A 20,377-nucleotide genomic window follows, 5' to 3' on the forward strand; every position below is an offset into this window, starting at 1 on the left:
GCCAGCACACTCCGGCGGGACTCCCTCTCACGGCGCAACCATTCCCAACGGGCTCCCATATGCCGGGCCCGCTTGGACGTTTCTCACCCGCACGCCCGCGACCCGTGCGGCGCGACCTGCCCATGAGGCCCCGTCATGACATCGTCCCCTCGCTCGCCGTGGGCGCTCCTCTGCGCCTGCGCACTGAGCCTGCTCGCGCTCTCCGCCTGCACCGACTCTCCCGACCCCGAGCCTGGGAAGGACGCGGGGACGATGGACCCGGGCACCGACTCCGGCACCGCCGAGGACGCGGGCACTGACTCCGGCACTCCTGACGACGCGGGCTCCGCGGACGCAGGCACGAACGACGCGGGCTCGGACTCCGGCACTGCCGACGCGGGCCGGGAGCCCTGGGACGGTGGCTACACGGTGCTCGCGGAGACGGGCAACTGGGTGGACCGTGGCCCGTATGCGCCGTGTGCCTTCAACTCCGTGGGAGACCCGACCACCGTCGCCTGTGACGACCTGTCCCGCTATGACTTGTCACAGTGCTCACCGGACGCGCTCGCCTCCGTCCCACCGCAGGGCATCTACATGACGGACCTGCGCTCGGAGCGGCGTCTCGCGGACGGCGGCACTCGCGTCACCCCGTCCTTCATCGGCTTCCAGCTCCGCGCGGATGGCGGCACCGACACGATGACCGGCTCGCCGCTCGTCCAGCGGCGGACGGACGGCGGGACGTTCTTCGTCGTCGGAAAGAACTCCATCAGCGGCACCGTGACGGCGCTCGCGGGCTGCAAGGTGCCCACGCCCGGCATCGTCACCGGCTGCTTCACCCGCTGCATCGACGGGAGGTTCTCCGTCACGGGCACCTTCGAGGCCCATGACGTGGCCACGCACCCCGGCGAGGCCGAGTCCTCCGGCGGACTGGAGCTGCTCTCCGAGTCCCCCGTGGCGCTGGGCCTGCCCGCGGACGTCTACGTCACGAAGCACCACGCGTATGTCGTCTCCTTCTACCGCGCCGGCGTCGACGGCGGCCTCACCGTCTTCGACGTGAGCGACCCGCGCCACCCCATCTTCAAGACCTCCATCAGCCTGCCCGGCGACAACTACTGGAACGGCGTCTGGGCCAAGGGCGACGCGCTCTACATCGCGAGCCTCGACTCCGGCCTCCTCGTCTACGACATCACCCACCCCGAGGCGCCGGAGTTCATCCGCAGCTTCACCACCGGTCCCGAGGGCGTGCACACCGTGCTCGTGGACGGCGACCGGCTCTACGCCATGTCGCTCGACAGCGCGACCTTCGTCTACGACGTGTCCAACCCACTGAGCCCCGTGCTGCTCCAGAGCATCGCGCTACCAGAAGCGCTGTCCTCGGGAGGCCCGCACGACGCCTTCGCGTACGAGGGCCGCCTCTACGTCAGCAACGGCTTCGGCGGCCTGTCCGTCCTGGACGTCACCGACCTCGACAACGTGCGGCACCTGGGCCAGTTCGTCCACGGCGGCAACGCCTACGCGCACCACAGCGAGGTGGGCACCTTCGCCGGCCGCACCATCGCCTTCGAGGGCGGCGAGACGAATGGCGCGCACCTGCGAGTGCTCGACGTCACCGACCCGGCGCACATCATGAAGATGGGGGAGCTCCGAATGCGCCCCATCACCTCCATCCACAACTTCCTCCTCCGGGGCACGCGGCTGTACGTCGCCTGGTACCAGGAGGGGCTGCGCGTGCTGGACGTGTCCAACCCCACGAAGCCGCGGCAGGTCGCCCACTACAACACCTTCCGGGGAGGTGACTCCGGACGGACGGACAACCTCCTCCAGGGAGCCTTCGGCATCCGCGTGCCCGGTGACGGGGCCGTGTACCTCGTCGACTCCGCGCGCGGCCTGCTCATCTTCAACGAGCCCTGAGCATCGAGTCCCGCCCCACACCCCGAGGATTCACCATGTCCCTGCGTGCCCACGTGCTGCTCGCCGCGCTCGCCGCGTCGCTCTCCGCCTGCTCCGAGGACGAGCCCGAGCCCGTTCCCTACGACGGCCCATGGACGCCGCTGGAAGAGGCCGGTGACTGGGTGGACTCAGGCCCCCTGTCCGAGTGCTCCGTTCCGGCGACGACGGGCACCTGCGGAACCCTGACCACCTTCGACATCTCCGCGTGTGATTCGGGCTCGCTGTCGATGCTGGAGCGCAACGGCGCCATCTACCGCGCGGAGATGCGCTACGAGTCGTCATCCGGAAGCGCGCCGGGCCTCGGCGGCTTCGAGTTCGCAGCCGATGGTTCCCTGTTGAGGGTCATGGGCGCGGCGGCCTCCCCCGCCTGGTCGGACGTGAGGCCCGACATGCTGCGCCTCTCGTCGAAAGACGGGGACCGCTTCACCTTCATCGGCTGCAAGGCCACGGGACCGCGCACGCTCACCGGGTGCTTCGCGTGGTGCCGGGACAACCAACTCCGCTACCGCGCCACCTTCCGCGCCGAGCGCATGGCGTGGCGCGCGGGCGAGGCCGAGTCCTCCGGCCTGGCGCTCGTGTCCGAGTCCTACGTGGAGCTCGGCAAGCCGGCGGACGTGTACGTCACGAAGGGCCACGCCTATGTCGTCTCCATCACCCGGGGACAACGTCACGGCGGTCTCACCGTCTTCGACGTGAGCGACGCGCGCCACCCCGTGATGACCGCATCCCTGGAGCTGCCCGGCGACTTCTACTGGAACGGCGTCTGGGCGAAGGACCACGCGCTCTACATCGCCAGCCAGAAGGCGGGGGTGCTCGTCTTCGACATCACCGACCCGGCCCACCCCGCCTTCGTGCGAAAGGCCACCGTGCCCGGCAAGAACGGAGCCATCAACGTGCACACCGTGTTCGTGGAGGGAGACCGGCTCTACGCCATGGCCCCGTCCAGCGTGGAGACGTACAGCTTCGACCTCTCGAACCCGCTCGAACCCCAGCTCGTCTCGCGCTATGCCCTGCCCGAGTCGAAGGGCTATCCGCACGATGCCTTCGCGTACGAGGGCCGCCTCTACATCAACCACGCCTTCGACGGCTTCCTCGTCGTGGACCCGCGGAGCGAGGAACCGAAGCTGCTCGGCAGGTACAGCTACCCCCACGCCTTCAGCCACGCGAACGCGGTGGGGACATTCAACGGGCGCACCATCGCCTTCGAGGGCGGAGAGAACCTGGGTGCGCACCTGCGCGTGCTCGACGTCACCCACCCCGCGAGCATCGCCAAGGTGGGCGAGTACCAACTGAGGAACATCAATTCCATCCACAACATGGTGCTCGTGGGCTCGCGCCTTTACGTCGCGCACTACCAGGAGGGCGTGCGCGTGCTCGATGTCGCGGACCCGACACAGCCTCGCGAGGTGGCGCACTTCAACACCTTCCGTGAGTCGGACCCGGACCGCACGGACAGCATGTACGAGGGCGCCATCGGCATGCGCGTGCCCGGTGACGGACACATCTACGTCATCGACACGTCGCGCGGTCTGCTCATCTTCGATGAATAATAAGACGCACGGCGGAGGCGGGCTCCTGTCCGCTTGCCTCCCCGCCAGCGCGGCGTCGCTTCCCGTCGCGGAGGAGGCCTCTTAAGCTCACCGGCCGAGTGCCCGCGGCCGGTGCGGGCAGCAAGAGGGGAACCCGCCCATGTCGTTCCGTGCCGCTCGAGCGCTGCTGGCGCTCGCCTGTGCCGCGTCGCTGTCCGCCTGCTCCGATGAACCGGAGGGCACTCCCCAGCCCGCCCCGGACGCCGTTCCCTACGACGGCCCGTGGACGCCGCTCGCGGAGAACGGCGAGTGGGTGGACCCCGGCGCCCTGTCCACGTGCTCCGCGAGGGCGAGCGGCAGCGCCGCGTGCGGCACCGAGGCCTCCTTCGACCTGTCGAGCTGTGACAGCGCCTCGCTCGCGGGGCTGGAGCGCGAGGGCGCCATCTATCGCGCGGAGCTTCGCTACGAGGTCCCCAACAGCTCGGGCGGCGTGGACTTCGCCCCGGGCAGCGGCGGCTTCCAACTCGACGCCTCCGGTCAGCCGCTGAGCCTCATGGGACAGCCGGTCGGCCAGTCCTACGTGGACACCGGGACGTTCCTCGTCTCGTCCGTGCTGCAGCGCGCCGCCAACACCGAGGACCGCTTCACCTTCGCCGGCTGCAAGGCCACGGGGCCGCGCACGCTCACCGGCTGCATGTCCTGGTGCCGCAACGGCCAGCTCCGCTACCGCGCCACCTTCCGCGCCGAGCGCATGACGTGGCGCGAGGGCGAGTCCGAGTCCTCCAGCCTGGCGCTCGTCTCCGAGTCCTTCGTGGAGCGCGGCCTCCCCGTGGATGTCTATGTCACCAAGGGCCACGCCTTCGTCGTCTCCATCCCCACCCGGGACGAGCCCGGCGGCCTCACCGTCTTCGACGTGAGCGACCCGCGCCGCCCCGTGCAGCGCGTGTCGTTGGACCGGCCCAATGACGATTATTGGAATGGCGTGTGGGCGAAGGACGACGCGCTCTACATCGCCAGCGGCGCCAATGGCGTGCTCGTCTACGACATCAGCGACCCGGCCCGCCCCGCCTTCGTGCGCAGGGCCAACGTGCCCGGCATCACCGGCACGCTCAACGTGCACACCGTCTTCGTCGAGGGCAGCCGCCTCTACGCCATGGCGCCGTCGACGCGTGAGACGTACGTCTTCGACATCGCGAACCCGCTCGCGCCGCAGCTCCTCGCCCGCTACTTCTACCCCGGCGGAAGTGGCTACCCGCATGACGCCTTCGCGTACGAGGGCCGGCTCTACGTCAACCACACCGTGGACGGCTACCTCTCCGTGGACGTGACGGGCGCGACGCCGGCGCTGCTGGGCAAGTACACCTATGGGAATGCGTACAGCCACGCCAACGCCGTGGGCACGTTCAACGGGCGCACCGTGGCGTTCGAGGGCGGCGAGACGCTCGGCGCGCACCTGCGCGTGCTGGACGTCACGAATCCGGCGGGCATCGCCAAGGTGGGCGAGTACAAGCTGCGCGGCCTCACGTCGATTCACAACATGGTGCTGACGGGCACGCGCCTGTATGTCGCGTACTACCACGAGGGCGTGCGCGTGCTCGACGTGGCGGACCCGACGCAGCCTCGCGAGGTGGCGTACTTCAACACCTTCCGCGAGACGGACCCGGGCCGCTCTGACGGCATGTACGACGGGGCCATCGGCATGCGTGTGCCCGGTGATGGACACCTCTACGTCGTGGATACGGCTCGCGGGCTGCTCCTGTTTGACGAGCCGTAGACAGTGGGCCTTTCCGGCGGCACACCGGCTTCCCTACACTGCGGAGTCCTTGCGCACCCGCGGGCCGGAGCGGGCGCCGTCCGGAGGATGTGCCGATGCCGCCTGTTCGCGCCGCGTGGACGGTTGTGCTGGCCTGCGCCGCGTCCGTGCTCGGATGCGGCTCGTCGGAGGAGACGCCCTGGGACGGCAGCTACCTGCCCATGGAGGAGCGGGGCGACTGGGTAGACACCGGGCCCCTCTCCGCGTGCCGCGTGCTGGATGACGGCGACGCGGCCTGTGGCTCGCTGGAGTCGTTCGACCTCTCCGCGTGCCGGACCCGCACGCTGGAGGACCTGCAGCGCCAGGGCGTGTTCCGCGCGGAATTGCGCTACGAGCCGCGCGGCGCCACCGCGCTCCCCCGGGCCGCGCCCGCGGGCTTCAAGCTGGGGGCGGGTGGAGCGCCGCAGCTCGTGCTCGGGGCTCCGCCGGTGGCCGGCTCGTGGAGCGCGCGGTCGCTCTACTTCTCCAGCCGCGACGGCGATGCACTCCGTACCTTCGTGGGCTGCAACGCGGTGAACGAGCGCGTGCTCACCGGCTGCTTCTCCGTGTGCCGGAATGGACGGCTGGAGGCCGCGGCCACCTTCCGCGCGGAGCGCATGAGCCGCTTCCAGGGTGAAGCCGAGGCGGGCGGCGGGATGCGGCTCCTCTCGGAATCCTTCGTCGCCCTGGGCCGGCCAGTGGACGTGCTCGTCACGAAGGCACATGCCTTCGTCATTTCCGAGGGCCGGCCGGGCCGCCCCGGTGGCCTCACCGTGTTCGACGTGGGCGACGAGCAAGCGCCCGTGGCCGTGGCGACGCTGAGCCCGGAGGGAAATGCGGACTGGAAGAACGCCACGGTCCTGGACGACACGCTCTACGTGGCCACCGCGGACTCGGGCATCGCGGTGGTGGACATCACCGAGCCGTCGCATCCGTCGCTCGTGCGCACCGTGCCCGAGGGGCGCGTGCGGGTGGGCAGCGTCAGTGTGGAGCGTGCGCGGCTCTATGCCACCGTGGAGACGCCCGAGCGCGCGACGCTGGTGTTCGACGTGTCCTCGCCCCGCGAGCCCCGGCTGGTGGGGAACGTCTCGCTGGCGGCGCGCGACGAGAACCGGGTCTACGCGGGCCATGGGACGGTGGCGCGCGAGGGGCGCCTCTACATCAACCAGCAGCAGGACGGCTTCAAGGTCGCGGACATCAGCAGCCCGGACCGGATGTCGCTGCTCGGGAAGTATACGTACCCGCATGGAAGCAGCGCCGCGAGCGCGGTGGGCACCTTCGCCGGCCGCGCGATTGCCTTCGAGCTGGGCCGGGGCGTGGGCGCGAGGCTGCGCGTGCTGGACGCGAGCGAGCCCGCCTCCATCCAGAAGATTGGCGAGTACGGCCTGCGCCACGTCGTGTCCCCGCGCGGCCTGGAGCTGCGGGGCCGCCGCCTCTATGTGACGTATCACCAGGAGGGACTGCGCGTGCTGGACGTGTCCCTTCCCACGCGCGTGCGCGAGGTCGCGTGGTTCAACACGTACCGCGAGACGGACGCGGGCCGTGGAGATTCGCTGGAGGAGGGTGCCACCGGACTCCACGTTCCCGGGGATGGCCGTGTCTACGTGGTGGATACGGCGCGTGGATTGCTCGTGCTGAATGAGCCGCCGTAGGCAACGGCTTTTTGTCAGCCGCCCCGCGCTCTGGATATACAGATGAAGCCATGCGCGCCTCTGGCCGGAAGGCGCGTGCCTTGGAGTGGCAATGTCTTCCTGGATGATGCGTTTGACGGGAGCCGCGGGCGTGACCTGCATGCTGGCGCTGGTTGGCTGTGGCTCTGATGAGCAGGCGCCGTGGGACGGGAGCTCTTCGGCGCTGGAGGAGTATGGGGACTGGGCGGACACCGGCCCCTACGCGAGCTGCTCCATGAACCAAGGCGCGGCGGACCCGTGTGCCGCGTCCGTGGAGGCCTACGACCTGAGCGGGTGCCATCGCTCGACGCTCGGTGGGGTGGACCGCAAGGGCATCTACCGCCTCAAGATTCGCTACCCCATCATGGACGATACCGGGGACTTCAACGGGTACTACGGCGTGGGCTCGAGCATCCGGTTCGGTGAGGATGGGGCACCGGTGAGCGTCCTGGGGTACCCCGCCGCCGACTGGCAGACGGATGCCCAGACCTTCATCGTCAGGGGACAGCGCTCCGCGCCGGGCAGCCGGCTCTTCACGGGCTATACCCTCGTCGGCTGCGAGGCCCCCTCTCCCTGGGTGCTCACGGGCTGCTACACCTACTGCGCCTCCGGGGTTCCCCTGTACGACGCCACCTTCCGCGCCGAGCGCTTGGTGTGGGGCCGCGCGGAGCCAGAGTCCTCGGGTGGCCTCCGGCCCGTCTCCGAGTCCCCCGTGGACCTGGGCGTGCCCGTGGATATCTACGTCGCGAAGGACCACGCGTACGTGGTGTCCATCAACGGAAGCGAGGTGACGGGCGGGCTCACGGTGTTCGACGTGAGCGACCGGGCGCACCCCGTGTTCAAGACGTCCATCAGCATCCCGGGGGACAGCTACTGGAATGGGGTGTGGTCGAAGGGGGATGCGCTCTATGTCGCCAGTGGCGCCTCGGGCGTCATCATCTTCGACATCTCGAATCCCGGCGCGCCGGCCTTCGTGCGCAACGTCCCGGGGGGCGCGGCCCTCGACGTGCACACGGTGCTGGTGGACGGAGACCGGCTCTATGCCATGTCACCGTCGCCCAACGCGGAGACGCTCATCTTCGACGTGTCCACGCCGCTGGAGCCCCGGCTTCTCGGGCGGCATGTGCTCGGAGTGATGGGCTACCCGCATGACGCCTTCGCCTATGGGAATCGGCTGTACATCAGCCATGGGACGGGCGGGTACCAGGTGGTCGATGTCACCGACCCAGCCAACGTGAAGCGCCTGGGGGGCTACTGGTTCGAAGGCGTGTTCGCCCACCACAACGCCGTGGGCACCTTCGCGGGCCAGACGATTGCCTTCGAGGGCGGCGAGCGCATGGGCGCCCACGTGCGCGTGCTGCAGGTGGATGACCCGGCGCACATCGTGAAGATTGGCGAGTTCAAGCTCCGCGACGTCACGTCCGTGCACAACCTCATCCTCAAGGACCAGCGGCTGTACGTCGCGTGGTACCAGGAGGGCGTGCGCGTGCTGGACGTGTCCAATCCCACGAAGCCGCGCCAGGTGGCCCACTTCAACACCTTCCGAGATACGGACCCGAGGTCAGGCACGGGGATGTACGATGGCGTGCTCGGCATCCGCGTCCCCGGCGACGGGTACGTGTACGCCGTCGACGACGTGCGCGGGCTGTTCATCTTCAAGGAGCCGTAGCGCGGACGTCAGCGTCTGGAGGTGGGGTTGGGAGGCCCGGACTTGAGTTGCTTCAGTTGCCGCTCCGAGGCCGCGCTGCGCGAGTCCGTGCGTTGTTGAAGCCTCGCCTCCCCACAACCACGCCGGGACGCTCCCGCCACCCCGTGCTCCGTCTCCACCGCGTGGTGTCTTTCTGAAGCTCCTTCAGCAACTCCTCCACTCGCCACGCCGCCCATTCCTCCAGCACCTTCGGCAAATCATCGATACGAGCAGCAAATGAACTCGTAGTGGGTGACTTGCCAGGAAGAGCGGCCATCACCCACTCCCGTTCCTCCTGCGTCATCCCATCCCACTCTGCCTGGGATGGAGCCATGGGAAAGCCGTCCTCGTCCAGCTTCAGCTCACGCTTCATGGCATGAAGCATGTCGAGCACAACCCTGGAGGTCAATCATCATCAATACGACCTCTAGCATCCACACAGCCCGCGCAGCCCTTCTCACGTCTCGATGCGATTCCGCCCGTTCGCCTTGGCCCGATAGAGCCTCGTATCCGCGGCCTTCAGCAACTCCTCCACGGAAGCACCGTCCGCGGGTGACACAGCGATGCCCGCGCTGAACGAGATGCGGAACGACTCTCCCGCGTCTCCGTCGAACGTCATCCCCGAGAGCTCCGCCGCCGTGCGCGACAGAATCTCCTTCGCGCTCGCCGCCGTCTCTCCCAGCAGCGCCACCACGAACTCCTCGCCACCCCACCGTCCGCGCACGTCCTCCCGACGGAACCGCGCACCAAGCAACCGCCCCAGCCGCGTCAGCACCCGGTCTCCCGCGAGGTGCCCGTACTTGTCGTTCACCTGCTTGAAATGGTCCACGTCCAGGAAGCCCACCGCCAGCGGCTTCCCCAGTCGCTGTGACTCCGCGAGCCTCGCCCTCATGCCGTCCACGAACGGCCGGCGCAGCAACAACCCCGTCAGCGCGTCCCGCTCCGCCCGCTCCTTCGACAACCTCGAGCGCTCCAGCCGCGCCTGCACGCGCGCCCTCAACTCCTCGCGCAGCACCGGCTTCGACAGGTAGTCGTCCGCTCCCGCCTGGAACGCCGCCAGCCGGAACTCCAGCCCCACGTGCGCCGTAATCAGCAGCACCGGCAGCTCCTGCCACTCCGGCGTCGAGCGCAGAATCCGGCACAAATCGAACCCGCTCGGCCCCGGCATCTGCACGTCCAGCAACAGCAAATCCGGCCGGTGCTCCGACAGCGCCTCCATCAGCCCGTGCGCGTCTCCGAGCCCCACCACCTCGATGCTGTCGCTCGCCAGCGCGTGCGTCAGCGCCGCAATCGCCTCCGGGTCGTCATCCACCACCAGCACCCGTGCGCGCTCCGGACGCCGCGCCGCCACCATGCGCTCCGCCGCCGCCGTGAAGTCCTGCGACGTAAAGGGCCTCGGCAGGAACAGCGACGCTCCCGCGTGCGCCGCCGCCACCCGGTCCTCCAGCGCTCCGCTCGCTCCCGTGAAGGCCAGCGGCAACAACCCCAGCCCCTCCTCCCCTCGCAGCGCGTGCGCCGCCGTGATGCCACCCAACGGCCCGCCCAGGTGCATGTGGATGAGCACTCCATCCACCCACTGCCTCCGAGCCACCGCGCACGCCTCCTCCGCCGTGCGCGCCGTCAGCACCCGCACCACGTGCGCGCGCCCCAGCCGCTCCGCATCCGCCAGCACCGCCGCGTCCCCGTCCACCACCAGCAGCACGCCCTCCGTCGGCAGCACCGGCGACGGCGTCTTCGCCGGCATGGGTGCGGGCTTCACCGGCACCGACGCCTGCGCCGCCACGTCGCGGAAGGCCGTGTCCATCGCCGCCACATCCAGCGCTCCACCCTCGCGCGCCGGCTTCAGCACCAGCTCCAGCCGGCCCGCCGCGGAGCTCACCTCCGCGAAGCCGTAGCTCCCCGCCGTGCCGTGCAACTTGTGGACAACCGTGTACGCCTCCTCCAGCGCCTCCTTGTCCCCCGCGCGCACGCGGCCCAACAGCGCCTCCAGCCCGGACACCTTCTCGCGCAGCTTCGCGCCGTACTCCGCGTTCAGCGCGGCGAGGCTCGCGGCCAGGTCGTCTCCCTGCGCCTCCACCTCCTCCATCGCTTCGGGCGGCGGAGGCGGCGGCGTGACGGGCGCGAAGAGCTGCGCCACCCAGACGAGCAGCTCCTCCGGCTTGTAGGGCTTGTGGATGATGCGCGCCACGCGGAGCTGCCGAGTCAGCAGCTCGTGGCTCTTCAGGTCCTTCCAGAAGGCGGACGCGAAGAGGATGGGCAGGTCCGGGTGCGTCTTGCGCAGCTCGCGGATGAAGTCCGCGCCCGTCATGCCCGGTAGGAGGCCATCCACAATCGCCGCGTCCACCGGCACGCGCGAGAGCACGGCCTCCGCCTCGGCGGCGGTGCGCGCGGGCTCCACGCGATAGCCCTTCTCGCGCAGGAACGTGGACACCAACGTCTGCAAATCCTTGTCGTCCTCGAGGAACAGGAGCGTCCGAGTGCTGCTCATATGAAACCCTTCAGACCTTTCTCGCCGCCGCCGTCGCGGAATCCCGCCGCGCCAGCAGGCCGTTGAGGAGCTCGCGCACGGAGGACACCAGCTCGTCCTCCGAGGAGCGCGCCTTCGTGAGATGCCGGGTGATACCCAGCGTCAGTTGCCGCTCGTCCGTGCGGGACAGCTCGCGGCCGGTGAAGACAATCAATGGCGTGGTGCGCCCCTTGCCCTGGCGGAGGATGTCCACCACCTCGAAGCCATCCAGCCGGGGCAGGCCCACGTCCAACACGATGAGGTCCGGCGTCGTCTCGCGCGCGAGTGCCACCGCGCTCTCTCCGTCCGCCGCCTCGAACACCTGCACGCCGCCCAGCCGCTCCAGCTGCGCGCACAACACGCGCCGGGTGGCCGCGTCGTCGTCCACCACCAGCACGCGCGCCTGGCCGGGCTGCCGCATGGCGTAGCGCAGCGCCTTGAGCAGCCGCGTCTCCTCCAGCGGCTTCGTCATCCAGTCCACCCACATGGGCATGCCCACGCCCTCGCCCTCCGCCGAGCGCCCGGACAGCACCAGCACCGGCAGCTCGCGCGTGCGAGGCTGCTCGCGCAGGTTGCGCACCCACTCCAGCGCCTGCCCGTCCGGCATCTGCGTGTCCACCATCAGCGCGTCCGGCAGCCCCTCCTCCAGCGCCTTCGCCGCCTCCGAGAGGCTCGCTGCGCGCACCACGCGGTAGCCCTCGTTCGACAGCAGACCGCGCAGCAGCGTGGACAACTCCGCGTCCGCGGTGGCCACCAGCACGTTGTAGCGGGACTCGTCGCGAGGCACCGACGCGGGCGCCACCTGCACCTCGGGCTTCAGCGCGTCCAGCGCGAAGGTGAAGGTGGAGCCCTTGCCCTCCTCGCTCTCCACCTCGATGCGGCCACCGTGCTGCTCGACAATCGCCTGCGAAATCGCGAGCCCCAGTCCCGTGCCGCCCTTCGAGCGACTGTCCGAGGCGTCCAGTTGCTGGAAGCGCCCGAAGAGGCGGCTGCGCTGCTCGGGAGGAATCCCCGGCCCCTGGTCCACCACGCTGAAGCGCACCCGCCCGCCCTCGACATCTCTCACGCGCACCACCACCGCCGAGCCTCGCGGAGAGAACTTCACCGCGTTGGACACCAGGTTCGTGAGCACCTGGATGAGACGGTCCCTGTCGCCACGGATGCGCGGCGCGCCCTCCACGTCCGAGCGCAGCGCCACCCCGGCCCCGTCCGCCATGCCCTGCACTCCGGAGAGCGTGGCCTCCACCAGCTCCACGCACTCCTGCGGCGCCAGCTTCAGCTCCAGCTTCCCCGCCTCCATCTTCTCCAGGTCGAGGATGTCGTTGATGAGGCGGATGAGCCGCTCGGTATTCGTTCGAGCGATTCGCACCATGTCGAGCGCCTGCGCGGGCAGCTCGCCCATGATGCCGCCCTCCAGCAGGCCCAGCGAGCCGCGGATGGAGGTGAGCGGCGTGCGCAGCTCGTGGCTCACGGTGGAGATGAACTCGTTCTTCATCCGCTCCACGGCCTTGCGCTCGGTGATGTCTCGCACGAAGACGGTGATGCGCGACGCGCCCTCCCCGGGCACGCGGGCCAGCGTCAGCTCCGCGGGGAACACGGTGCCGTCCACGCGCTGGCACTGCGACTCCAATCGGGTGGAACGGCCCGCGGGCGCCTCCAGCGCGGCGGCCACGCGCTCGCGCTCACCGGCCGGCAGCGACGCGGGCAGCGCCAGCGTCAGGAAGTCCTTCCCCACGCCCTGCCCGCTGGCCAGCCGCAGGGAACGCTCTGCGGACGGGTTCAGTTCCAGCAGGCGGCCCTCTCCGTCCAGCAGGAGGATGCCGTCCGCCGAGGCGTCCAGAATCGCCGCCTTGCGCGCCTCGCTCGCGCTCAGCTCCGCGTTGGCCATGGACAGCGCGGCGGTGCGCTCCTCCACGCGCTGCTCCAGGCCTTCACTGAACTCGGCCAGCTCCTTGCTGGCGCGCGCCAGCCGCACCAGCACCACCACCACGTACCCGCCCAGCAGCAGCGACACCACGAAGAAGACCACGCGCGAGCGCTCGTTGCGCCCCTGGGCCCGCTCGTAGAGCTGGAGGTACGTGGTGATGAGGCGCTCCGCCTGCGTGCTCGCGGTGCGCTCCAGCAGGGCCTGCAACGCCGCGTTCGCCTCGCGCCGCTCGCCTCGCGCGTCCGCGTCGCGCGAGCGGGCCAGCAGCGCCTCCGCCTCCTTGAGCGCGCGCTCGTACGCATCCAGCGACGCGGTGAGCGTCTGGCTGTCCTCGTCCGTCAGGAAGGAGGGGAAGTCGCGCAGCGCCTCCGCGCGGGCCCGCAGCGCGGCGAAGTCCGACGCGTCCGAGCCGTGCACCTCGGGCAACCCCTGGCGCGCGCGCAGCACGTCCAGCTCCAGTTCGGCGCTGGCCACGCGGAGCTGCCGCAGGGACGTGCGGTAGCGGTCGTTCTCCGCCACCGCCCACGGACGCCCCACGATGAACAGACCACACAGGAGCAGCAGCGCGCCCGCCGCCAGCACCACCGACCGCCTGGACAGGCGCGTCTTCTTCATGCGGGCACCAGCTTGCGAATCTCCGCCGGCAGCGTCATGGGGTCGAACGGCTTGCCGATGACGCCCAGCGCGCCCAGTTCCAGATAGCGCGCCACCTCCTGCTTCTGGATTTTCGCCGTCATGAAGATGATGGGCGTGCTCGCGGTGGCCTCCTGCGCGCGCAGCTTGCCGAACGTCGTGGGCCCGTCCATGCCGGGCATCATCACGTCCAGCAGGATGAGGTCCGGCTTCTCCGCGGCCGCCTTCTCCAGCGCCTCCGCGCCGGAGGAGGCCAGCACCGTCTGCCAGCCGCCCACCCGGCTCAGGCTCAGGTTGCCGATGGTGCGGATGTCGTCCTCGTCGTCGACGAGCATCACCTTGCGCAGCGTGGTCATGGTTTCAGCCTCGGTCCGGGGTGCGGGGCGGGGTACGGATGCAGCGGGTTTCCGGATTCATTTCGCCTCTGGAGGGCATTCAGGCAAGTCGAACCAGAAGGTGGTGCCGGCGCCCGGGGCACTGGAAAAGTCCAGCGTGCCGCCCAGCCGCTCCACCAGCGCGCGAGCGATGCTCAGCCCCAGGCCCGTGCCCCCGCGCCGCCTCGAGTCCGAGCCGTCCGCCTGCGCGAACTTCTGGAAGATGCGGGCGCGGAAGCCGTCGGGCACGCCGGGCCCGCGGTCCTTCACGCTCACTCGCAGCGCGCCGGCCTGGCGGGACAGGGACAGGGTGACGGCCTCGCCTCGCGGAGAGAACTTGAGGGCGTTGGAGAGGAGGTTGGCCAGCACCTGCGCCAGCCGGTCCGGGTCCACCCGCGCGCGGGCTCCGGGCGCGTCCAGCAGCATCTCCACGCGCACGCCGTGCTCGCTCGCGTAGCCCTGGTGCGCGTCCGCCGCCTGGGCGAGCAGCGGCGCCAACTCCGCCACTTCCAGGCAGAGGTCCAGCTTGCCGGCCTCCATCTTGTCCAGGTCGAGGATGTCGTTGATGAGGCGGATGAGCCGGTCACTGTTCTTGTGCGCGATGCCCACCATCTCCGCCACCGGCGCGGACAGCGGCCCCGCGACTCCGCCGGCCAGCAGGCCCAGCGAGCCGCGGATGGAGGTGAGCGGCGTGCGCAGCTCGTGGCTCACGGTGGAGACGAACTCGTTCTTCAGGCGCTGCTGTTCTTCGAGGGCCTCGCGGGCCAGGCGCACGGTGACGGAGTCGAGCTCCAACTCCACCCACGCCGCCATGTCCGCGAGCGTGGCGCGGTCCGCGTCGGAGAACTCTCGCGGCTTCGAATCGATGAGGCACAGGGTGCCCACGCGGCTGCCGTCCGGGGCCCGCACCGGGTGGCCCGCGTAGAAGCGGACGAAGGGCTCTCCGACGACGAACGGGTTGTCGTGGAAGCGCGCGTCGCGCACGGCATCCGGCACCACGAAGGTGCTCGAGCCGAGGATGGCGTGGCCGCAGAAGGAGACGTCTCGCGCCGTCTCGGACGAATCAATGCCCACGCGGGCCTTGAACCACTGACGGCCCGCGTCGAGCAGCGACACCAGGGAGATGGGCACGCCGAACAGTCGCGCCGCGGTACGGACGATGCGGTCGAAGCGCTCCTCGGAGGGCGTGTCCAACACGCAGAGGCCACGCAGGGCCTGGAGGCGCCGGGCCTCGTCCGGGGGGAGTGGGGGCGGAGTCATGCGGAGCGCCCCCAGTGCTAGCCCACATGCACGCGGATGGGGAGAGGGCGACCGGCGGAGGCACGCTCCAAGCGGCGTCGGGCTGACGGGCAGGCGGGAGTTTTTATCTCCGAGCGGACGGGCGGGCAGAGCAGGGTCCGCCCGCCTGCCCCGGAAGAGAGCGCCTCACCGAGCCACGGTCCGTCCGCGCGGGCCGGCGTGTGCGGTGTACGGCTCGACACCGCCGCACGCCCACCGGCACCGCGACGGGCTCCTCCAAGGCACTGCCTGCCGAGCCAGAAGCCGCTGGAGTCCCACCGGAGACTGCCGCCCCGTCGAGGTCAGTGGACCTTGTAGCCAGCGCCGTGCGCGTCCTTGGGCAGGTCGTTCTCGCTCTGGAAGTCGTAGCGGCCGGACCCGTGCTTCTTGAGCTTGATGGACTTGACGTAGAAGTACCAACGGCCGGGGTACTCGGAGCTCGGGTCGGTCCACACGAAGTTGTGGACGATGGTGGCCCACGCCGTCGTCTTCTCGTAGCTCTTGTACCCGTTGGGCTTCCACTCGACCTTGCTGCCCGCCGCTGCCTTCTTCGGCCCGTAGAACGCATAGGTGTGGTTGGAGACGGGCTGGCCCTCGGGGTGGGCCTTGGAGTTGGGAGCCCCCTCCTCCGGCGCGGAAGGAGCTGGAGTGGCTTCGGGTTCCTGCGCGGCGGCCGTCGAGTCCACTCCACCCGCTACGAGCCATGCGGCGCACGACACCGCCAGGAAGGTGATTCTTCGCCTCATGTGGATACCCCCAGGATTGGCTGCCGGATAAGCGCGCGAGCCGTGTGCCTCGGTGATGGACCCACGGTCTGCGCAAGGCGCCATCGGCTGAACACATCGCGAGAAAGGGAATCCGCACGGAGGAGCGTCAAGGCTCACGCCGCGCTCACGGATGCCCCGGCGTACGTGTCTGACGTGCGTGCTAACAACAAGGTTGCATTTGACACCCAACATGCGCTGACTTCACCATCGACCTCGCAATGACAAACCAGCCAATGCCAGTGCGACTCGCGGGCGTCCTGCTCGCCTCTGTCTTCCTCTCCTTGACGGCATGCGGGGACGACGACTCTCCCGGGCCTGATGCCGGCTCGACCCCGGATGCATCCATCCGGGATGCGGGCACCGACGCAGGGTCCCAGACCGATACCGATGCCGGTGTCGACGCGGGCACTGACGCGGGCGTCGACGCGGGCGACAACGACGCGGGTGTCGACGCGGGCACGGATGCAGGCGCCGATGCAGGCACTGATGCGGGGACCGATGCTGATGCAGGCACGGACGCGGGCACCGATGCAGGCACCGATACCGATGCAGGCACGGACGCGGGCACCGATGCGGGGACCGACGCTGGCACTGATACCGATGCAGGCACGGACGCGGGCACCGATGCGGGGACCGACACCGATGCAGGCACGGATGCGGGGACCGACGCGGGCTCCGATACCGATGCAGGCACGGATGCGGGGACCGATACCGACGCAGGCACGGATGCGGGCACCGATACCGATGCAGGCACGGACGCGGGGACGGACGCGGGCACCGCCGAATGTGGCGATGGCGTGTCCCAGGCCTCGGAGCAGTGCGATGACGGCAACGTCACCTCGGGCGACGGCTGCAGCACGGTGTGCACCGTGGAACCCGGCTACAACTGCCCGGTGTCCGGCGGCCGCTGCCGCGCAGCGCAGTGCGGTGACGGCATCATCGCCGGCGACGAGGAATGCGAGGACGGCAATACAGTGGCCGGTGACGGCTGCAGCGCCGTGTGCCGCCTGGAGGAAGGCTACAAGTGCCCCACCGTCGGCCAGGCCTGCCAGCCCACGGTGTGCGGCGACGGCGTGATTGAGGGCACCGAGGAATGCGATGACGGCCCCAGCGGCGTCCACGACATGGGCGATGGCTGCTCGCCCCTGTGCAAGAAGGAGCCGCAGTGCACCAACGGCGTCTGCACGGCCACGTGCGGCGACGGCGTAATGCTGCCCAACAGCACCGCCGAGGAGTGCGACGACGGCAACACCCGCGCCAACGACGGCTGCTCTCCGACGTGCAAGCTGGAAGAGGGCTTCTTCTGCACCGTCGTCGAGGAGGACCCGCCGCAGATGGTGACCATCCCCACCGTCTACCGCGACTTCCGCGGCCATGACCTGCCGGCCACCTCCACCCTGCCGTGGGGACACATCGACTTCGAGAACAAGAACTCCGCCGAGACGGGCATCGTGGCGTCCACCCTGGGCGCGAACGGCAAGCCCGTGTACGCGAAGGAGAATGTGAGCTCCGCCACCACCCACGGCAAGGCGTCGTTCGACCAGTGGTACCGGGATGTCGTCAGCGTCAACAAGACCGTCGTCGGATATCTGGAGCTGGCGCGCCAGTCCGACGGCTCGTACGTGTTCGACGACCCGACCTTCTTCCCACTCGATGGCAAGGGCTGGGTGGCCTCGGGCGACGAAATCTCTCGCCCCGACAACGTTGACGGCACGCCACGCAACTTCAGCTTCACCAGCGAGGCCCGCTACTGGTTCGAGTACAAGGGCACCGAGGTGCTCGCCTTCCGCGGCGACGACGACGTCTGGGTGTTCATCAACAAGAAGCTGGCGATGGATTTGGGCGGCGTGCACGGCGCGCAGACGGGCACCATCGTCCTGTCCCAGGAAGCGGCCGACCTCGGCCTCACGGTGGGCGGCATCTACGAAGTCGTCGTGTTCCAGGCCGAGCGCCACACCGTCGGGTCCTCGTACAAGCTCACCCTCAACAACTTCACCACCCGCCGCACCGTGTGCATCACGAGCTGTGGCAATGGCATCGTAGACTCGGGTGAGGAGTGCGACGACGGCGTGAATGACGGCGGCTACGGCCAGTGCGCCCGCGGCTGCGTGTGGGGCCCCCGCTGCGGCGACGGCACCCTCCAGCCCGAGAGCAGCGAGGAGTGCGACGACGGCAACACCACCAGCAGGGACGGCTGCAGCGCCACCTGCAAGCTGGAGCTTGGCTGAGCGCCGAGGCGTCAGCTCGGCGGAGCGGTGAAGTCCCCGGCCGCTGCCGCCGCATCAGCGGGTGAGGCTCCCTCCAGCGGGAGGGAGCCGAGGGGATGAAGTGCAAGAAGGCGGGGTTGGGCGGGTGAACCCGTTGGAGCACTGTGAGCGTGGAGCGGCCTTCAGTCAGGCATGGTGGTGCTCAGCCCGGGCGCTGCACTGCCGGTCAGGCTTCCTCGTCGGGGAGGAGCGTCAGGAGTAGCTCGTCGTCGGGGCCGCGCGGGCGCCAGCCCGCAGGCGGTGGATTGGCGCGGAGTGCGGCCATGACCCGGTCAGCGCGCTCCTGATAAGACTCGGGTATGTCGGCGGACCAGCAGCCGAGCGCCTTGGCGACATGGAAGCGATTTGCGTCGTCTAGCACGGCCGGCCAGCCGTTCGGGAGGCTCTCAGCCAACTCGCGCACGAGCACATCGCGCACAAACCGAGTGACCTGCTTGCGCCGCTCCGCCTCAACGAGCAACCCCGTCAATACCTGTACGCCCGCGACATCATCCTTGCCAAGTTCCTCGGCAAGCTCATTCAGCGGGACAGCAGGACGCGCTTCGGCAAAGGCCGTCAGCGAATCGTAGCCCCTCTCACGAACCCGGTCGTACAAACGGACCCTCCAGTTACCCTGCCAGGAACGGCCGTCGGTCATCGCCCTCTTCCTGGAGTGAAGTTCATGGGGATGTCGTAGCGCCGCATGCGCTCCGCCACGATGTTCAGGATCTCGTTGCGCGTCAACATCCGGCCAACCTCTCTCTCTGCATTGGTCAGGACCCGCATGATCATCTGGTTCCACTCGTTGGGCCACATCCGCCCCAGGCGCCAGTCGCCACCGCCGTGAATCGCTTCGTGGTGCGCCTTTTCCAGTTGGACACAGAAGTTGTCGATGTCCATGTCGCCCTCGAAGCCGCGCTGCTCGAACCATGCGCGGCGCTCTCGCGGCATGACGTGGTGCAGAGGGTTCTCGGACATGCCCGCCCCGGCTCTGCCCGTCTCGTGCATGCCGCGAACTTCGGGACTGTCCCCCAGCGCGTCGCGTACACCGTCCGGCAGGTCCCCGTTCGACTGCGCCATCAGCACCTGCCCGCCATGGATGCGGACCGCGGCGCTCACGGCGGGGATGGAGATGACGCCCGCCTGCACGAGACGTCGAATCATCTCCACCCACTCGGCGGAGACGACGAGCTGCGAGCCGGCCATGACACCGCCCGAAGTCATGACGAGACTCACGCCGAGCGTCGCCGGCGCGGCTGGCGGCAAGCGAGGCAGTGACATCTTCAGCGCCGAAATCATGGTGACCATGTCCACGAGCTGCATCACCGCCATGAGCTTTTCGCTGCTCTCCATGGACTTGCGCGCGCGGTCACGGATGGAGCCGAATTCGCGGGCGAGCTGCCCCATCAATTCGGGCATTGCCGTGGCCGCTTCCTCCGCCCTCTCGGCGTCTCCGGACGCGAGTGCTTCCATGGTGGGCGCTATCCGCTGCTGCACCCGATGCATGTCCACGAGCAAGGTCTCGACTCCGCAAGTGGGGCACTCGCGGAGAACGACGTCCGCAAGCTGGAGGAAGTCGAGCCATGCGGCCAGCAGCATGGAGCCGAACATGGCCGACTGAAGGCGCGGGCCCGTCATCCGGAGGATGCCCAGTTCCATGTCCACGTCGCCAACCTCCTCGGCAACCGCCACCAGTGCCGTCGTGCCGCCGACCGCGCCTCGCAACCAGGGCAATTGGTTGGAGCCGTAATCCAGGTAGCGTGAAAAGGCCCCGTTGAAGCCAGTCAGGGTCCGGTTCCCCAGGCTCGCGGGTGGACGACTGGCCAGCTTCGAGAGTGCGCTGGCGATGGTGTCCGTGGAGCCCTTCACGTCATCCACCGCCTCGAGCACCGCGTCCCGCGCCTGTGAGGCACTCGCGGCAGTGCCACCCGCCACGCCGCCCGAGGCGGCCCCTGTCAATCCACCCTGTGGCGCTTTGCGACGCATCAACCGACGTTGAATCGCATCCCCCGCGATGGAAGGCGGTGAAGCCTCCCAGG

General features: G+C 69.4%; 13 protein-coding genes. 6 read left to right on the plus strand and 7 right to left on the minus strand.

Features of this window, described 5'->3' with window-relative positions; genetic code table 11:
* Window positions 1-135: 135 nt before the first annotated feature.
* From ACVTJA_RS51990 to ACVTJA_RS52010, 5 genes are all read left to right on the plus strand, one after another.
* Window positions 136-1,890, plus strand: coding sequence for an LVIVD repeat-containing protein (locus ACVTJA_RS51990; RefSeq protein ID WP_465832322.1), 1,755 nt, complete (start codon window positions 136-138; stop codon window positions 1,888-1,890).
* A 35-nt stretch (window positions 1,891-1,925) separates the two neighbouring features.
* Entirely contained in the window at window positions 1,926-3,479 is a 1,554-nt protein-coding gene (locus ACVTJA_RS51995) for an LVIVD repeat-containing protein (RefSeq protein ID WP_465832324.1), read from the plus strand.
* A gap of 139 nt (window positions 3,480-3,618) precedes the next feature.
* The gene (locus ACVTJA_RS52000; protein WP_465832325.1) at window positions 3,619-5,232 is read left to right on the plus strand and encodes an LVIVD repeat-containing protein; all 1,614 of its coding nucleotides are present in this window, start codon (window positions 3,619-3,621) and stop codon (window positions 5,230-5,232) included.
* Between the two features lie 95 nt (window positions 5,233-5,327).
* Window positions 5,328-6,902: an LVIVD repeat-containing protein gene (locus ACVTJA_RS52005; protein WP_465832327.1), complete on the plus strand. Its 1,575-nt coding sequence runs from the start codon at window positions 5,328-5,330 to the stop codon at window positions 6,900-6,902.
* A 91-nt stretch (window positions 6,903-6,993) separates the two neighbouring features.
* On the plus strand, window positions 6,994-8,589 hold the full coding sequence (locus ACVTJA_RS52010) for an LVIVD repeat-containing protein (RefSeq protein ID WP_465832329.1): 1,596 nt from the start codon (window positions 6,994-6,996) through the stop codon (window positions 8,587-8,589).
* Between the two features lie 475 nt (window positions 8,590-9,064).
* Here ACVTJA_RS52010 and ACVTJA_RS52015 read toward each other — a convergent pair whose 3' ends face one another.
* The 5 genes from ACVTJA_RS52015 to ACVTJA_RS52035 form a co-directional block, all read right to left on the minus strand.
* Entirely contained in the window at window positions 9,065-11,095 is a 2,031-nt protein-coding gene (locus tag ACVTJA_RS52015; protein WP_465832331.1) for a response regulator, read from the minus strand.
* A 10-nt stretch (window positions 11,096-11,105) separates the two neighbouring features.
* The gene (locus ACVTJA_RS52020) at window positions 11,106-13,655 is read right to left on the minus strand and encodes an ATP-binding protein (RefSeq protein WP_465832333.1); all 2,550 of its coding nucleotides are present in this window, start codon (window positions 13,653-13,655) and stop codon (window positions 11,106-11,108) included.
* The gene (locus ACVTJA_RS52025; RefSeq protein WP_465832334.1) at window positions 13,652-14,029 is read right to left on the minus strand and encodes a response regulator; all 378 of its coding nucleotides are present in this window, start codon (window positions 14,027-14,029) and stop codon (window positions 13,652-13,654) included. Before ACVTJA_RS52025 ends, ACVTJA_RS52020 begins: the two co-directional genes overlap by 4 nt.
* A 57-nt stretch (window positions 14,030-14,086) precedes the next feature.
* Window positions 14,087-15,307, minus strand: a complete 1,221-nt coding sequence (locus ACVTJA_RS52030) for a GAF domain-containing sensor histidine kinase (protein WP_465832336.1) — start codon at window positions 15,305-15,307, stop codon at window positions 14,087-14,089.
* A gap of 320 nt (window positions 15,308-15,627) precedes the next feature.
* Complete coding sequence (locus tag ACVTJA_RS52035; RefSeq protein ID WP_465832338.1) at window positions 15,628-16,071, minus strand: hypothetical protein; 444 nt, start codon at window positions 16,069-16,071, stop codon at window positions 15,628-15,630.
* A gap of 254 nt (window positions 16,072-16,325) precedes the next feature.
* On the opposite strand from ACVTJA_RS52035, the gene ACVTJA_RS52040 reads away from it, so the two are divergent.
* Window positions 16,326-18,320, plus strand: a complete 1,995-nt coding sequence (locus tag ACVTJA_RS52040) for a DUF4215 domain-containing protein (protein ID WP_465832340.1) — start codon at window positions 16,326-16,328, stop codon at window positions 18,318-18,320.
* A gap of 205 nt (window positions 18,321-18,525) precedes the next feature.
* Here ACVTJA_RS52040 and ACVTJA_RS52045 read toward each other — a convergent pair whose 3' ends face one another.
* Both ACVTJA_RS52045 and ACVTJA_RS52050 read right to left on the minus strand, forming a co-directional pair.
* Complete coding sequence (locus ACVTJA_RS52045; RefSeq protein WP_465832342.1) at window positions 18,526-18,996, minus strand: NUDIX hydrolase; 471 nt, start codon at window positions 18,994-18,996, stop codon at window positions 18,526-18,528.
* Entirely contained in the window at window positions 18,993-20,207 is a 1,215-nt protein-coding gene (locus ACVTJA_RS52050; protein WP_465832344.1) for a DUF2380 domain-containing protein, read from the minus strand. Before ACVTJA_RS52050 ends, ACVTJA_RS52045 begins: the two co-directional genes overlap by 4 nt.
* Between the last annotated feature and the right edge of the window lie 170 nt (window positions 20,208-20,377).

It is taken from the genome of Pyxidicoccus sp. M6, assembly GCF_055568925.1.

Excerpts from the sequence above, each read along its gene's own strand:
- ACVTJA_RS52030 (WP_465832336.1), bottom strand. The coding sequence starts at position 15,307 with ATGACTCCGCCCCCACTCCCCCCGGACGAGGCCCGGCGCCTCCAGGCC.
- ACVTJA_RS52025 (WP_465832334.1), bottom strand. The coding sequence starts at position 14,029 with ATGACCACGCTGCGCAAGGTGATGCTCGTCGACGACGAGGACGACATC.
- ACVTJA_RS52035 (WP_465832338.1), bottom strand. The coding sequence starts at position 16,071 with ATGAGGCGAAGAATCACCTTCCTGGCGGTGTCGTGCGCCGCATGGCTC.
- ACVTJA_RS52015 (WP_465832331.1), bottom strand. The coding sequence starts at position 11,095 with ATGAGCAGCACTCGGACGCTCCTGTTCCTCGAGGACGACAAGGATTTG.
- ACVTJA_RS52020 (WP_465832333.1), bottom strand. The coding sequence starts at position 13,655 with ATGAAGAAGACGCGCCTGTCCAGGCGGTCGGTGGTGCTGGCGGCGGGC.
- ACVTJA_RS52000 (WP_465832325.1), top strand. The coding sequence starts at position 3,619 with ATGTCGTTCCGTGCCGCTCGAGCGCTGCTGGCGCTCGCCTGTGCCGCG.
- ACVTJA_RS52040 (WP_465832340.1), top strand. The coding sequence starts at position 16,326 with ATGCCAGTGCGACTCGCGGGCGTCCTGCTCGCCTCTGTCTTCCTCTCC.
- ACVTJA_RS52045 (WP_465832342.1), bottom strand. The coding sequence starts at position 18,996 with ATGACCGACGGCCGTTCCTGGCAGGGTAACTGGAGGGTCCGTTTGTAC.
- ACVTJA_RS51995 (WP_465832324.1), top strand. The coding sequence starts at position 1,926 with ATGTCCCTGCGTGCCCACGTGCTGCTCGCCGCGCTCGCCGCGTCGCTC.
- ACVTJA_RS52005 (WP_465832327.1), top strand. The coding sequence starts at position 5,328 with ATGCCGCCTGTTCGCGCCGCGTGGACGGTTGTGCTGGCCTGCGCCGCG.
- ACVTJA_RS52010 (WP_465832329.1), top strand. The coding sequence starts at position 6,994 with ATGTCTTCCTGGATGATGCGTTTGACGGGAGCCGCGGGCGTGACCTGC.
- ACVTJA_RS51990 (WP_465832322.1), top strand. The coding sequence starts at position 136 with ATGACATCGTCCCCTCGCTCGCCGTGGGCGCTCCTCTGCGCCTGCGCA.